This window comes from Rhodococcus sp. 27YEA6 (assembly GCF_044908235.1).
In the GTDB taxonomy this organism is placed as follows: Bacteria; Actinomycetota; Actinomycetes; order Mycobacteriales; family Mycobacteriaceae; genus Rhodococcus_F; species Rhodococcus_F qingshengii.
Map to the genome: position 1 here is coordinate 327768 of NZ_JBIYCY010000003.1, position 15432 is coordinate 343199.

Consider the following 15432-nt stretch of genomic DNA (forward strand, 5'->3'; position numbering starts at 1 on the left):
CCGAGCACGTGGGCTCGATCTCGCGATCGACATCGTGCCGGCCGTCCGCGAAACGAACCGATCAGTTTGATCGATCGGTTACGGTCTTTCGATGCAGCTTCGGTTGAAGGAACATTGGAAACTGGTCGCACTCGGACTGGCATTGCTCGTGGCGATCGCGTTCATCGTCGTATCGGTAATCTCCGACTCCAGTGATGCGGCATGGCCGAAGCAGAAGACAGGCGGTCCGATCGTCGAGCAAGGCGTTGTCGACGTAGACCTCTCCGATCCTCCGAAACAAGCCTGGGAACTCGATGTCCGAGCGCTCACGGACAACCCCGGGCACGTGCTGCTGTCGATGCCTTCCACGCTCGATAGCTACTACGGCTACGGCAACACGTACCAAGTCGGTGACGTGCTGGTGGCCGCGACTGCTTATCCGCTTCCCAAGACCGACGAGTCTTCGTCGAGTCAGGGAGTCGGTGCCGTCACACTCGTCGGGGTGAATCCCGACGACGGAAGTCCGCTGTGGAAAACGCGAATCGGCGGAGTCATCGGCCAGTGCAGTCAGCAGAACGAATCCACGATCATCGCGTGCTGGGGCGATCGACGGATGATCTTTGTCGATACCGCGACCGGAACTCTGATGTCCGACCTCGGAACCGACTTCGATCTCAATGGCGCCACCATCGCCGGAGACACCGTGTACACGTCCGGCGAAAGGATGGACGGAACGGTTCGAACACGAATTCTTGCCAGCGGCACCACAACCAATTTGACTGCCAACTTCGTGCGTACCTTCGAACCAAGTGAGAAGTTCGGAGCCGTCTACACGGTCCCTCACACCGACACTGTCATTGCGATGGAACAGGGCGACGGCGGGGACCCGCAGTACCGCTATCGAATCTACGATCTGCAGTCCGGCGCCGAACGATTCCGATTCGAGGGCGATTCGCTTGTCCCTACCGGGAACGGATTGTTCCTCACCAGTGTCGGCGGCCGGTCGGGATATGCCGGAACCCAAAACCTCTTGGCTTCCGACGGATCCACGATTCGTGCGATACCGATTCCCTCGTACTCATCGTCGTCCTACCCGAGTAAGCCCTCGACGGCGGTGCCGATGTTTCTCGGCGACGGCGCCTACGATCCGGAGTCGGGTGACGAACTCTGGCGCAGTTCACAAATCGTCAACACCGCGACGGCCGGGACAGGAAGCGCCATCGCCGCAGTGGTAGGAAAAACAATCCTCGTCACGTCGCCGGAGACCCGCACAATCTCGGGTCTCGACGTCGAGAGTGGCCGACAACTGTGGCAAACACCCTGGCAAGACGCGTACTGGGTTCGAAGCGGTGCGACTGATGGCGATCACTTCGTCTTCAGCGACTACACCGGCATGCATTCGATCAGGGCTCGCGACGGAAAGATGATGTGGTCGGTCCCCCTTCCGCCAGAGGTCGATCCGCGCGGAGTCGTCGTCTCGAATGCCGGCAAAAACGTGTCGTTCTCCTGGCAAAACCACTTCACCGTTTGGCGATAGGCCGGCAACATCACCGGTTCAATGTCGTACTGACCAGCCGGCTCAGCAACCAGCAAATGGATAGACGTACAGCCTCGATGGCCACAATCCAGTCTGGCGCGTTTGTTCAATTTCGGGGGAACGATCTCGAACAACTGCATGTATCTCCGCGACTCCGACTTCGGAAAGATCAGACCAGACCTGCGGTGAAGGGGTGCATACGAATCGCACCGACTCAGGTATCTGATCCAATCCAACGATAAAGGGAGCCAACGGGAATGGATGCGAAATCCCCAATTTGCAGTCGGCAACAAATAGTCCAGTTCGCGCGCGAACATCTGCGTACCGGGGGACCGAACTCAGACCAAATTCGTCGTCATTTCGGTTTGCAAAAACGCGCGTTCTTCACGCAGCTCGACACCCATCTGGACGATTCTGCACTTTCAATGCCCGAAAAAGTTGCACTCCGCCGCATCTGCCGACAGGAGGATAGAAGGTGCCCGATCAAACGTATGAACGTCTCAGCAGGTCAAGCCAACCCACCCCGGCCGATGTACGACGCGCTTCCTTTCCCACCCCAGAACCATCATGCTTGACGATCGAAAGCCGCCAACTACGTTGAGCCGCTGGATTCTTCCGCAGTCCCCTCTTCTCGGATCGGGATCATCGGAGATCCAACAGCCGCGCGACTTTCAGGCTCAAATGCAAGGCCAACCGGTCGTCGCCGTTTGCCAAGTCTGCTCGTGTTATCTCCTGAATTCGCCGCAAGCGATAGTACAAGCTCCCTCGATGCACACAGAGCGCCTCTGACGTTCGCTTTACGTCACCGGCATTGTCCAAAAAGCTCTCCAGCGTCGCGAGAAGAGCCTCACTTTTTGAGTCCTCATGGCTGAGCAAGGACTGCAAACCTGAGTGAATACTGTTCTCGAGTCGATCCTCCGACAGTTCGGCCAGTAGTCCGTAGACGCCGAGATCCCGATAACGCACAACATTTCCGAGCACCTTGACGACCTGGGCCACATCTGCGGAACGTCTGGACTCTTCGTAGGATTCGCGCACGTGTGCAACCGAGGTTCGCGGTTCACCGATACCGACCCAACATTCGATGTTCTGGCGCCCACTTTCAGACAAGACTCGCTCCCGGGCTGCCACGATCAGCGAGTCCAGATGGGTTTGAGTCGAGCGTTCGGCCACCGATACGATCAACAGACTGTGGTCGGGGCGGTCGAGTTGGATTGCACTGTTCCGCGGGAGCCTCCGTCGAAGCTGATCGACGCCGACGGCAACACTCAGACGATCTCTTTCGGTCAATGTCGACTGGTCGCCAGGACGGAGCAACACAGTGACCACGACTGCTGGACCCGCAGCCAACAAGCCCTCCTCGGCCAACCTGTTTGCCGCGTCCTCGCGCAGCGACCGCTCGCCCGACAGGACGTCTCGGGTAAGTTCCCGCTCCCGACTTCGGGACAACTCGTCCAGCAACTGTTCGCGGTGGAGGATCATCGCTGCCGCATCAGCCGTGCGCCTCAAGACCTCGGCTTGATCCTCGTCAACTTCGCCCTCCGAAGTCAACAGCCAGACGAAGCCCAGCAGCGCATTGCGGTACCGGATCGGCATCCCGACCCGGCCAAGGGTCAGCCCTAGTTCTTCGTTGACGGGAACAGTGAAGAGATCGAGGGCTTCACGGCCTCCACTCGCGTAGATGAAGTCTACGATCTCGCGTGAAACATTCCGCTGTAGAACGGAATTCATTCTGACTGAATCGACGGCACTGTCATGCGAGTTGTACGCGAGCAGACGAATCTGTACATCATCGATCGCAACGGAACGGTCCAGTCGGCGCCCGGTAGTGTCCACCAAATGCTGCAGTTCTCCGACCATGGTCGAACTGTACGAGCCCCCTCTCCGGTTTGCAACATATGCCCAAATTTCTACGTAGAAAATTGAACACATGACAGTGATGCAACTAACTTTCGCACCATAGGCTCGCTTCATGCCAAGCACCCGAGACCCGTGACGTCTTCACTCGGTCCGCAAACCGGCAGAAGTGGCAGTGACGAGATCTGTTGCAGCCGTGGGATTTGCGTAATGGGGAGCGAGGCCGGCCGGCACTATCTCCCTCAGACGAAGTCGCCTCCGACCCGAAATCGACAAACGACCTTCGGTCGCCAGTTCAACATCGAATCCCACCGACCTCTTTCAATGTCGAATACCTCGAATGACATCGGTGACCGTGATATCGCAAAGCCGTTGCCATTCAGCATATCCCGAGAGGAATCATCATGACCGGCACAGCAAATGCTCCTGTAGAGCATCAAACCGAGACGTCACCTGGACGTCGATCGGCGCGCCGTAGGGCCCTGATCGCCGGGGCGACAGGCAACATCGTTGAATGGTTCGATTTCACGATCTACGGCTTCACTGCCGCAGTTCTCGCGACAGTGTTCTTCCCTCCGGAGTTCGGCAGTGGCGCACTGCTTGCCACCTTCGCTCTTTACGGAGTCGCCTTCTTGGCCAGACCTGCCGGCGGCATATTCTTCGGACGGCTTGGTGACCGCCTCGGCCGACGGAGATCATTGTCCCTGGCAATTACGCTCATGGGCTGCTCGACAGCGGCAATCGGTCTCCTACCGACGTACGCTTCGATCGGTGTTGCAGCACCGCTGTTGCTGCTGCTGTGCCGATTGGTTCAAGGATTCTCGGCCGGCGGCGAATACACCGGAGCGGCAACCTTCGTCGTCGAGCATGCGCCGTCTCACCGCCGAGGCTTGTACGCGGGGATTATCAGCTCTTCGTCGTTCGTCGGCAGTATCTTGGCCACGGTCACAGTCTTGTCATTCAGCTCGGTCGGCGCTGAGCACTTCGCCGACGGAGGATGGCGTTGGCCGTTCATCATCGGAGGCGTTGTCGCCATGGTGGGCCTGTTCATGAGGCTTGCCGTCGAGGAGACTCCGGCGTTCAAGGAAATGCAAGAAAACGATTCCCTTCCAACCCGCCCACTCGCAGATCTGTTCCGCAATCACTGGCGGACTCTGCTCACGTCCTTCGTGTACTTCGCCTCGCTCGGTGTCGTTACTCATATGCTGCTCGGCTACATGCCGACATTTCTGGTTCTCTCAGCCGATGTTCCGAGCACGGTTGCACTGCTGATGACAACCGGCGCTTTGGTTCTCGCAGTACCGCTGTTCATCTTCTTCGGCGCCACAGTCGACCGAATCGGCCGGAGGCCACTCGTCAGAATCGGCATGGTGATGTCAGTTTTCGTCTCGGTGCCCAGCTACATGCTCATCGGTACCGGAAACATTTTCGCGATTGCCATTGCACTGGCTGCTCTGGTCATCGCGCTTTCCTTACTCGCGTCCGCTTTGCTCGTAATCCTCGAAATGATGCCGACGCATGCTCGATTCACCGGCACGGCAATCCCCTACAACATCGCATATGCGCTCTTTGCAGGAACTGCGCCGCTGGTGTGCGCAGCACTGGTCAACGCCACTGGAAGCGATCTGTCGCCTGCCTTCTACGCGACCGCCATCGCTTTGATCGCACTTCCCATTCTGTGGCGAGGGATTCCGGAAACGAAAAAACTGGTCTGCCACGCAGGGCAGCCCGACGAAACATTTCTGACAACGGACGCGCCACGGCTGTGATTTTTTGCGCAGCTGTCGATAGCGTTCCGATGGCCGCCACGAGAGAGTTGAGGACGACGAACACCTCTGGACTTTCAGGTGCCAAATTCATTAAGACAGAGCCGAATCCGAGAAGTCGGGATGAAGCTCTCCAGAGGAAGTCGACGGCGTCGGAATTACCAGAACCCAAGCTTGCCGGATCGAACAGCTGCGCTTTCGATCCGGCAAAGCCATCAGTAGAAAGAGAGGCCGAAAGTGCCTACCGACAAGACCGATGCAGTTGTGGTCGGAGCTGGAGTGATCGGCAGCTCCATCGCCTACGAACTGGCCGCTCGAGGTTACGAAGTCCTGGTCATCGACAAGTCTGGTGGTCCGGGCTACGGCTCGACCAGTGCATCCAGTGCGGTTATCCGGTTCAACTACTCCACATTCGACGGTATGGCTGCGGCTTGGGAGTCGCTGCATTGCTGGCAAAACTGGAACGAGCATCTCAACGCGACAGTCGACGGCGCGCTTGCGAAGTTTCGGCAATGCGGGATGGCACTGCTCGATGTCGACGTCGCGCCCCACGCGCGCACGATCGGATTATTCGAGAAGATAGGAATCGATTACCAGCTTTGGGACGCAACGACACTCGTCGAGAAGATTCCCGGTATCGACGCCGGCAAATACTATCCTCCGAAGCCAGTCGACTCGGAGTCCTTCTTCGCAGATGCGGAAACCACGCTCGGAGCGCTGTACACACCTCAGGCGGGGTTCGTCGACGACCCGCAACTGGCCGCCGCGAATCTTGCTGCGGCAGCACGTTCGCACGGTGCGGGTTTCGCGTACAACACGCGTGTGGTGGCAGTCGAGCAGTTGCCTGACGGCATCTGGCAGTTAGGGCTCCACGACGGGGAAAGTGTGAAATCCAAGATTGTCGTCAATGCCGCCGGCCCCTGGTCAGGAGCGTTCAACAAGCTGTCGAACGTCGGGGCCGACTTCAAGGTTTCGGTTCGGCCCTTGCGCCAGGAAGTTCATCACGTCACCGCACCCACTGGCTACAACGACGACGAGATCCTCGGCCCGATGATCGCCGATTTGGATCTCGGAACCTACATGCGAGCCGAACCTGGAAACGGTTTCCTTGTCGGCGGAACCGAACCGGATTGCGATCCGCTCGAGTGGATCGACGACCCTGATACCGCCAACCCGAATCGCACTGTTGCCCGGTTCGAAGCGCAGGTTTTCCGCGCCGCCAGGCGTTTCCCCACCCTGGAGGTCCCGTCACAACCGAAAGGTATTGCCGGCGTGTACGACGCAGCATCCGACTGGACCCCGATCTATGACAAGACAGACAGGCAAGGTTTCTACGTCGCCATGGGCACCAGCGGGAACCAATTCAAAAATGCGCCCATCGCTGGGCGCCTCATGTCCAGGATCATCGACCAGGTGGAAGCTGGACACGATCACGACGCTGATCCCCTGACCTATGTCGGGATGCACACCGGGCTCGAAATCGACCTCGGCGCATTCTCCCGCCTTCGGGCACCCAATGCCGAGTCGACCGGGACGGTCATGGGTTAGAAGTCTTGTCCGGCTTGGAGAATCGATAGCCGCGACAACTGAATAGACACGGCTGTGGGTGTCCACCATGTGGTGGACACCCACAGCCGACTTCTCCTTCAACGGCGTCTACGGAAAATCGCCCTGGAACGTGTCAGCGGCACATCGCCTCCGGGACGGAGAGCTAACGTGCATGGCAGCTCTTCAAGTAGCTCAGGAACGATGCCTGCAGCCCGGTTACGTGCGTCTCGTGCAACAACGCGGTCGAAACATCCTGCGACCGTCCCTTGCCATGCAACTGCTCCACGACGGCGAGAACGTTGCGTGACAGTCCGCGATAGATCGGAATGGGTCCAGTCAGTTCGGCTTCGTTCAGCGTGACGTGCAGCTGCGGAACAACTGAGCCCACGCCACGCTCGGGCAGTGCCTCGACCAGTGTGTGGATCTGGCTGTCGGCGTTCACAACTCCGGGACTACCCGCACCGAAGGTCGCGAATGGGGGCGCGTCGCGCAGCCATGCGTAGAGGGCGAAAAGGCCTCCGTACGAGTACCCGAAGAGTCCGTGCCCGGACTCGCTGACACGTAGCTCCGACGAGTACAGGCGAGGGTGGAGTTCGTTGGTCAGGAAGTCGAGGAAGACGTCCGCGTGGGTGTCTGCCAGCTCCTCGAGGTAGGCGTCCACATACTCCTGGGTCATTGCACCCGAGTCGCGAGCAGCGGCAAGAGTAGCCATCAATTCTTCGCCTACCGGTTCCCCGGGCGGCACGAGATCGCGGTTGCGTAGTCGTGCCCAGTTGGCAGCTTCTTCACCGGCATAACCGACGCTGACCTGGATGTACGGGGCGATCGTCAGATACGGGTCTGCCTGCGTGACGATGAGCGGGGCGGTAAGACCTACAGCCCAGTTGCCGTCCATCACGTATATCAGCGGTAAGGGATCCGTGGAGTCCGCGTAGCCGGGGGGTGTGGTCACCCAGATGCCGTAGCTGTACCCCGACTTCGCCGTTATTTCGAAGTACTCCGTGTCTGCAAAACATCCGTGCAGCATTGCGCTCATCGAACCTCTCCCTTCACTACGTGGCCGGCCTTCACGACGAGAACAGCCATGTCCGGATCGGCGAACACCTTGGCGTCGTGGAGCGGGTCTTGCTGCCAGGCAACCATGTCCGCCTGCATTCCGACGCGGATAGTTCCAACGGTGTCCCCGATACCGAGGATGTCGGCGTTGACGCTGGTGGCCGAAACGAGAGCATGCATCGGCGACTCCAACTCGGCCCGCAAGCGCAACTCCTCGCCTCGGCGCTGCTGGTGCGGCCCGATGAGGTCCGAGCCCAGGCCGATCCTCAGGCCTGCTGCGCGAGAGACCGCGAGTGCCGAGGCCATGCGTTGACGTACTCCGGCGGCGCGGTCTCGTATTGCAGGGTCCAGGTCCATGCTCTCGGTGTCCGTCAACTGCTCGACCACGGCGAAGGTAGGGACCAGAGCCACGTCATGCTCGCGCATCAGCTGGGCGGTCTCTTCGTCGATGTCGGTGCCGTGTTCCACGCACCGGACACCGGCTCGCACTGCGTTGCGAATGCCCGCATTGTTGTGCGCGTGCACCGTGACGTAGGTGCCCCGCGACGCTGCTTCTTCCACTGCCACGGAGATTTCCTCGACGGTGAACTGTGTGTCGGTGAGGTGGTCATGGCCTCCGACGACACCGCCGGTGACGCACAGTTTCAGAAATGTTGCACCTCGGCGGAACGACTCGCGCACATTGCGTCGTAGCTCGTCGGCATTGCCCGACATCAAGGACAGGGCGCAGAGCCCGGGAATGTGGTGCATGTTCCACAGCACGGTCGGCTCCCACGCGGCCCCGTAGTAGCCGTGTCCACCGGTCTGGCACTGCACAGGACCGCACGAGAGGACGCGCGGACCACGCACCTTGCCGCTCGCGATAACGTCGACGACTCCGCCGTCGATGCCACCGACGTCTCGCACCGTGGTGAAGCCCGCGTCGAGGGCATGGCCCGCGGTGGCGAAGATGCCCGCAGCCAGTTCGGCTGCCGAGAGCTCAAACCCGAATTGCCTTCGGATCGGACTCGAAATGCCCAGGTGGACATGGGCATCGATGAGCCCCGGAGTCAGAAGCATGCCGTCCAAGTCAACCGTGGTCGAACCCGACGGCGCCTGTCCGATCGCGGTGACAATGCCGTCGCTCACGCACACGTCGACTTCGACCGGGTCGGTACCCGATCCATCCGCGACCATGCCGCCGGCAAACCATACGTCAGTCAAAGGGACCTCCGAGCATTGGAAACCACTCTCCTAAACACTGGTGAATTCGATATGCGGTACCGTACTCAACAGTGGTGAACCCGTCAATGGAGGTAGCGTGAGATCGCCGGTTGGGGAGGGTCGAGAGCGACTGTTGCAGGCACTGTTCGACGAGTTCGGTGAAACCGGCCCAAGCCCGAAGCTGTCGATGCGCCAAGTAGCGGAGCGACTCGGAGTGCACCACACGCTGCTGACCTATCACTTCGGATCACGACCGGGACTCCTCAGCGCCGTGCTGTCGGAAGCTCGCCGCCGTGACAACCTCGTCATCGCCGCGATGGGCAAAGATCTCGGGTTCGCAGCCCTGTGCAGGGCGATCTGGAGCTTCTACTCGAACGCCGAGCACGAAGATCGAAGCCGCACCTTTTTTCACCTGGCCGGACTTGCGGTTTACGAGCACAAAGCATTTCAAGATTTCGCCGCCGACCTCGACGATTTGGCGCACCTCCTCGAAGCGGCGGCCCTTCGCGAAGGATTCACAGTGGTGGATGCAAAGCAGCAGAGCATCATCGCAACCGCATGTCTGCGAGGACTGTTGCTGCAGAGGTTGCTCACCCCCGACGCCGAGGTCGACGCGGCAGCCGAGCGCTTCATCACCTCGTTGACAGCGTCCACCACGTAAGGCCTCACAACCGATCACCCTCGTTCGAAATCACCGACGCGGGGCCGTTTGCCATTGGCTCGGTCACGTTTCGGCGTGAGACGGGTCTCTGAACCCCGGTTGAATGGTGGCCGATCGCACTTTCGACATCTGTACGAGCGAAGTGCCGAAAGATGCGACAAGTGAACCTATCCCGACCCAGCAGACACTCGACATCATCGACAAGTCCGATGATTCACATGAGTTTCGAAAGTCAGGATTGAATTGTGACCATTACCTTCCGTGCCGCAGAGTTGAACAGCGCAAGTGGGATCTTCCAGCAAGCACTGCTCGGCCAACCCAGTGCAGAGCCACTCGGCGGAGACATCATCACTCGTGCAGATGTCGAATTCACCAGTGACGACGGCCGCATTCAATCCGGAGTCTGGGAGAGCGAACCGGGAAAGTCGCGGTGGGAGTTCCTCACCCGCGGCGAGATCATCACCATCGTCTCCGGCGCCATGACCGTCGAGGAGGACGACGGCGATCCCGTACATCTCGTTGCCGGTACGAGTGCAATCTTCCCAATCGGATGGAAGGGTACGTGGACGGTCACCGAGACCGTACGCAAGGTGTTCGTCGTATACAACGAATGACCAAGAGAATCCGCAACATCCGACTTTCACGGCCCGTCGTACGGACGAATCTCCCGACGCAGCCCACTTGCCCTGAGTACCTGTCGCTGCACTCCCGCCCTCACTGAATCCTCGGTGCCGATTACTCTCACATGGTTTCTGGCGCGAGTGATCGCCGTGTACAACAACTCCCGAGTCAGCAGTGACGACGCCTCGGCCGGCAACATCACCGATACGGTGTCGTACTGGCTGCCCTGGCTCCGGTGAATCGTCATAGCGTAAACCGTCTGCACCGACGAGAGTTGGCTCGGGTGAATCAGAAACGCATCACTGCCCCGCTGGAATGCGGCAATAGGCACGCCATCCTCACGCTGCACGATCACCCCGGCGTCCCCGTTGTAGATCTTCGACTCGTAGTCGTTGGCCGTCACGAGCAGCGGTTGGCCCGGATACCACCGCGTCGGGTCAAGAAACTGCCCTGATGCCGTGCCGACCCACTCCATCGCCTGCTGCGCCCACCTCCCGACACCGTACGGTCCGTCACGGTGGGCGCACAGAAGGCGGTGCGATTCCAAGCCTTTCAGCGCGCCGATCGCATCACCCACCTCGGCCGACGCCGTCACCACCTCTGAACTCGCAACGATGTCGGCGCGCAATGCGTCAACATCCTCGGGCGAATGGAAGGAGACGGCTGGATCACCGCTGCGCAGGATACGCAGAACCTCAGCGGAATCTCCCGCTCGAACTGCCCTGGCCAACGACGCGATGGTTCCGTCGAAGCGGCGCCCGCGTGAGAGTTGAATGATCCCGCCCCGCAGACGATCCTGTTCATCCGCACTCAATGCCTCTTCGGAACCAGTGGCCGTGAGATCGTCACCCACCAACTGTGTCAGCGTCGGATTTCCACTGACCTTTACCGGGCGGGCGACAAGATCAGCAAGAACAGCGCCCGCGTCGACTGAGGTCAACTGATCGGGATCGCCGACGAGCAGTAGCCGGGCATCGGGGCGAACGGCTTCGAGCAGGCGCGCCATCAACGTGAGGGAGACCATCGACGTCTCGTCGACGACGACCACATCGTAGGGAAGTCTGTTGGTCGCATTGTATTTGAAACGACTCGAACTCCCCCGCTGCCAACCGAGTAGGCGGTGCAGGGTCATGGCCGCGAGTTCTTCGGGAAGGCCAAGGCTCGCGGTCTGCTCACGTACGGACTCCTGCAGCCGCGCTGCGGCTTTACCCGTCGGTGCGGCCAGACCGATGCGAGCATTCGAACCCAATTCCTCCGACAGGAGAGCGAGAATACGTGCGACCGTATGGGTTTTGCCGGTTCCGGGCCCACCGGCGATGACGGTGGTCCACTGTGTCGCGGCGAGAGCAGCTGCTATCCGTTGACGATCCGGCGCGATGGTCGGCCCGTTCTCGTCGACGAACAGCGAATCCAGCCGCGTTCGGACCGCTTTCAGGTCGGCGGGCGGCCACGTGGACGCCCGCTCGTCGAGCACTCGCCGAATCGTCTGCTCCTGCAGAAAATATCGATCGAGGTAGAGGAGTTCACCGTCGTCCGTGTCGACCAACCGGAGCGGTCTGAGAGGTCCGGCGTTTCCGCCGATCACCAGAGGGCTCAGCCGAAGGGCGGCAACGATCTCCGACGGTTCGGGCCACGGCAACGACGTGAGTTCCTCCTCCGTCGCATTGTCGACGCTCACATCACGCATCCGTCGTAGATCGAGGCACACCGAACCTGATCGCACGGCCCGAACTGCCAACGCCGCGGCCAGCATCACTTCTTCGGAAGTTTCACCGCCCAGGCTGCACACTCTCGTCGCGACATGAACATCGGCGGCAACCAGAACCCCGGCTTCGTTGAAGATTCGCACGATCCCTTTGGCGCGCTGCGCCAATTGCGCCTCGGTCATCGAATCTTCTCCCCTACTGTGTGGGACGCATCAAGACCGGCCAGCAGATCCGATAGTTCAACCGTCAGCTGAGCAGGCGGTTTCCATTCGAAGACACCGCATTCCGGCGGGCTGTCCGGGCCGAGCATCCCACGCACGAATTGATACTGCGCGCCCCCGAGATGACGGTGCGGATCGTAGTCGGGCAGGCGCCACCGCAGATACCGATGCAGTGCAACCGAATACAGCAGTGCCTGCAGCGGATAGTGCGAGCGCATCATCTCCGTCGCCATGAGTTCACGCGTGTAGTTGGCAGCCGTCAGATCGCCGCGACCGATCCGGTTGGTCTTGTAATCGACGATCACGAACGACGGGCCCGGGATCCGCAAGACTGCGTCGATACTGCCCGTCAGGAATCCGCGCATCGGTGACGTCTCGACACGGTCCAGATAGTCGGCGTACGACGCCAGAATGTCGTCGGAGGAAAGGTGGCGCCTCAACAGTTCCGACACTCCGCGGAGTGTGACACTCATCGACACCGGATCGTCGCCACCGGCCAGTGGGAGTTCGAAATCGAGTTCGGGAAGACGATCTTTCGGCGCGATCGTGGCCAAGGTTCCGAATCCCAAGGGAGTCTGCATCACCAGATACAGCGCATCCGCGAGTGCTTCGGAGTCGACCTCGGCCGCCCGTACCGAGACCGCCTCGGCGCAACGCATCCCGAGTTCCGCTCTCAGATCTGCCACAGCCGTGTCCACCACCTCGAGCACCTCATGCACCAGCGTGCCGAATGCGGCGCCCGCGGGAAGTCCGTTCATGGGTGAAGGGAACGCCTCCAGGGGCGAGGGGGTAATGCTCCCGAGGTCTACGGAATCCTCTGGCTCGTCGTCTTTTTCGGGATCCTCGACCTCGCTGCCCGTGGTCGTGACCGCGTGGTGCGCTCCGGCGGTGAGTGCCGAGTACGACGTACGACGCCACAGAGTGTCCAGGTCTCGACCGAAACGCGCCGCGGCCAGTTCGGTTACGTCCGCAGCCGCTCTGGACCAGTGGACGGGCGAGGGCGGATGGGGACCAACAGGTTCCACCGAGATCACGTCGGAAGCTGCTGCCGGCCAGGTTGCGAGCCGTGCTGCGGTTGTACCGTCGTCGAGCACCTTCACTACCCGAGCAGGTTCGGCGATGCCGGGTGTACGTCCGAGCATCAACCGGTGCAGCGGCGAGCGGGAGGTCCCGTAGCTGGGTGCCCACCAGAGCACGAGTTGGCACTGCGCCCGGGTCAGCGCCACGTACAGCAGCCGCAGTTCTTCGCCCGCTTCCTCGGCCTCCGCAACAGTCTTTCTGGCGTTGTACCCCGGGCCTTCCTGCCCGCCGACGTCGAGGATGCGGCGTCCCTCCGGGTCGTGCAACAGCTGCGTCGGCGAGTTGAAGCCGCCAACGCTCTCCCAACTGAACGGGACGTAGACGATCGGGAACTCGAGCCCTTTGGTGGCATGCACCGTAGCGATTTGCACTGCGGCAGCGTCACTGTCGAGGCGGCGGCTTCGATCGGTGGCGCTCCCGGACGTCGGTTCCTTGATCCGATCGGAAAGCCAGCGAACCAGTGCGCTCAACCCGAACGCTTCCTCGGTCGCGACGCGACCGAGGAGTTGTGCGACGTGCCGCAGATCGGTGAAATCTCGTTCGCCGGACGGGGCCGCGAGTACACGCTTCTCCAGATTTGTTTCGGCAGAGATTCTTTCGAACACAGCCGCAAACCCGACGCGTGCGAACAGCCCGGAATAGGAGCGCAGTTGACCTGCAAGTTCTGCAACGACGTTGTCGCCGTCCTTGTCCAGTTCTTCGGAGGTGCGCCCGAAAATCGGCGAGAGGGCCGTCAACCGGACACGATCGGAGCGATGGGGCTGCTCGATCGCCTGCAACAGCCACAGCCACTGGGTCGCACTGGGTGTCGCGAAAACACTGGACCCTCCGGTCAATACGGAAGGTACACCGACGGCATCGAGAGCATCGCGGATCATCGCCACGTGCTTGTGGGTGCGCACCAACACCGCGACGTCTCCTGGTTCGACCGGGCGTGGATCACCGTCGACTGCCAAGCGGGTATCGCCGCCCAGGAGGGCGACCACGTCTGCTGCGACGTCGTCCGCGACGCGACTGCGAAGTCTGCCTACGGCAGGAAATCCCGAACGATTGAGCGGTCCGGCTCCGGTACGAGGCAGATGGCGTACACGCATCGGCACCGGGCCGAACAACCGAGACTTCTTGTGCGAAGCCTCCACCGGATGCGCGACGATGCCTTCGTTGCCGAGTGCGGCACCACCGTAGAGGTGTTCGAGTGCCGCCAACAACCCTGGGTCGCTACGCCAATTGGTGGTCAACTCCTGGTGCGCATCCGCCTGATCGACCGCATCGAGATAACTCAGGACTTCTGCCCCGCGGAACGCATAGATGGCTTGTTTGGGATCACCGACCAGGACCAGGGTGGTGTGACCGTGGAAGGCCAACCGCAGAATGTCCCACTGCAACGGATCGGTGTCCTGGAACTCGTCGATCAACACGACCTTGAACTTTTCGCGCACCCGACGACACGCGACGGGACCGTATTCCGGATCCGTCAATACACCGTGCAACAGCGTCAGCAGATCGTTGAAGTCGCGAATTCCTTTGGTCCGCTTACGTCGTTCGACCTCGACACGAGCAGCAGCCGCGAAGAGGACGCGCTGACCGGGTGCGGTCTCCTCCTCGCCGTCGGGTTCGAGAATTGCCTGACCATCGCCGACTGCGCTTCGGGCGATGGCCAGCGCGTCCTTCGTGGAGAACGGTGGAGACGAGTCCGTCCGGCTGTAGCGGCTGAGGTACAAATCCGAGACGACCTCACTGATCAGGTCGTCGACCGACTCCACAAAAGTTGTGTCCGGTTCGCGTTCCCCGGCGATGCCGAGTCCGTCGAGCATCCTCTGACAGAAACTGTGGGTGGTCGTGATGGTGCCGGCGTCGAACTCCGCGAGAGCGCGCAGGAGTCGACGACGCCGCACGCCGATCTCCTCGTCGTCAGCTGTGGCGAGGTACGCCACCAGATCATCATCCGACCGCCTCGCCGCCTCCGGGTCGACCAGAGCGGCGGACACTCCCGCGAACCTCTCCCTGGCACGCTCACGAAGTTCCTGAGTGGCGGCCCTACTGAATGTCACCAGCAGAACTTGCGAAATGTCAGCGAGACCTTCGGCAACACAACGGGTCGCGAGTCCGACGATCGCGTAGGTCTTGCCAGTTCCGGCGCTCGCTTCCAACACCGTGGTGCCGGTCGGCAGTGGCCCCAGAAGATCGAAGTCCACGG

The 15432-nt window shown here is 60.8% G+C and carries 10 protein-coding genes; 5 read left to right on the forward strand and 5 right to left on the reverse strand.

Annotated elements, in window-relative coordinates; genetic code table 11:
* Window positions 1-91 precede the first annotated feature (91 nt).
* Complete coding sequence (locus tag ABH939_RS11820) at window positions 92-1516, forward strand: PQQ-binding-like beta-propeller repeat protein (protein WP_404649645.1); 1425 nt, start codon at window positions 92-94, stop codon at window positions 1514-1516.
* 642 nt (window positions 1517-2158) lie between these two features.
* Here ABH939_RS11820 and ABH939_RS11825 read toward each other — a convergent pair.
* The gene (locus tag ABH939_RS11825) at window positions 2159-3376 is read right to left on the reverse strand and encodes a CdaR family transcriptional regulator (RefSeq protein WP_003945591.1); all 1218 of its coding nucleotides are present in this window, start codon (window positions 3374-3376) and stop codon (window positions 2159-2161) included.
* A 401-nt stretch (window positions 3377-3777) separates the two neighbouring features.
* Here ABH939_RS11825 and ABH939_RS11830 point away from each other — a divergent pair, with 401 nt between their 5' ends.
* Both ABH939_RS11830 and ABH939_RS11835 read left to right on the forward strand, forming a co-directional pair.
* The gene (locus ABH939_RS11830; RefSeq protein WP_003945654.1) at window positions 3778-5142 is read left to right on the forward strand and encodes an MFS transporter; all 1365 of its coding nucleotides are present in this window, start codon (window positions 3778-3780) and stop codon (window positions 5140-5142) included.
* Window positions 5143-5376: 234 nt separating this feature from the next.
* A complete protein-coding gene (locus tag ABH939_RS11835) occupies window positions 5377-6687 on the forward strand; it encodes an FAD-binding oxidoreductase (RefSeq protein WP_192711935.1) in 1311 nt (436 codons plus the stop codon).
* Between the two features lie 163 nt (window positions 6688-6850).
* Here the strand turns inward: ABH939_RS11835 and ABH939_RS11840 are convergent, their stop codons facing one another.
* Window positions 6851-7723 carry an alpha/beta hydrolase gene (locus ABH939_RS11840; RefSeq protein ID WP_230359501.1) on the reverse strand — a complete coding sequence of 291 codons (873 nt, stop codon included), beginning with the start codon at window positions 7721-7723 and terminating at the stop codon, window positions 6851-6853.
* Window positions 7720-8946 carry an amidohydrolase family protein gene (locus ABH939_RS11845; protein ID WP_354541506.1) on the reverse strand — a complete coding sequence of 409 codons (1227 nt, stop codon included), beginning with the start codon at window positions 8944-8946 and terminating at the stop codon, window positions 7720-7722. The genes ABH939_RS11840 and ABH939_RS11845 overlap by 4 nt, the downstream gene beginning before the upstream one ends.
* 97 nt (window positions 8947-9043) lie before the next feature.
* On the opposite strand from ABH939_RS11845, the gene ABH939_RS11850 reads away from it, so the two are divergent.
* A complete protein-coding gene (locus tag ABH939_RS11850) occupies window positions 9044-9607 on the forward strand; it encodes a TetR/AcrR family transcriptional regulator (RefSeq protein ID WP_029254476.1) in 564 nt (187 codons plus the stop codon).
* A 245-nt stretch (window positions 9608-9852) separates the two neighbouring features.
* Window positions 9853-10221, forward strand: coding sequence for a cupin domain-containing protein (locus ABH939_RS11855; protein ID WP_007734139.1), 369 nt, complete (start codon window positions 9853-9855; stop codon window positions 10219-10221).
* A 26-nt stretch (window positions 10222-10247) separates the two neighbouring features.
* Here the strand turns inward: ABH939_RS11855 and recD are convergent, their stop codons facing one another.
* Window positions 10248-12116 carry an exodeoxyribonuclease V subunit alpha gene (gene recD, locus ABH939_RS11860; protein ID WP_042449428.1) on the reverse strand — a complete coding sequence of 623 codons (1869 nt, stop codon included), beginning with the start codon at window positions 12114-12116 and terminating at the stop codon, window positions 10248-10250.
* Window positions 12113-15430 carry a UvrD-helicase domain-containing protein gene (locus tag ABH939_RS11865; RefSeq protein ID WP_042449426.1) on the reverse strand — a complete coding sequence of 1106 codons (3318 nt, stop codon included), beginning with the start codon at window positions 15428-15430 and terminating at the stop codon, window positions 12113-12115. Before ABH939_RS11865 ends, recD begins: the two co-directional genes overlap by 4 nt.
* Between the last annotated feature and the right edge of the window lie 2 nt (window positions 15431-15432).

Coding starts and splice junctions, on each gene's coding strand:
- ABH939_RS11820 (WP_404649645.1), top strand. CDS start 92: ATGCAGCTTCGGTTGAAGGAACATTGGAAACTGGTCGCACTCGGACTG.
- ABH939_RS11840 (WP_230359501.1), bottom strand. CDS start 7,723: ATGAGCGCAATGCTGCACGGATGTTTTGCAGACACGGAGTACTTCGAA.
- ABH939_RS11825 (WP_003945591.1), bottom strand. CDS start 3,376: ATGGTCGGAGAACTGCAGCATTTGGTGGACACTACCGGGCGCCGACTG.
- ABH939_RS11830 (WP_003945654.1), top strand. CDS start 3,778: ATGACCGGCACAGCAAATGCTCCTGTAGAGCATCAAACCGAGACGTCA.
- recD (WP_042449428.1), bottom strand. CDS start 12,116: ATGACCGAGGCGCAATTGGCGCAGCGCGCCAAAGGGATCGTGCGAATC.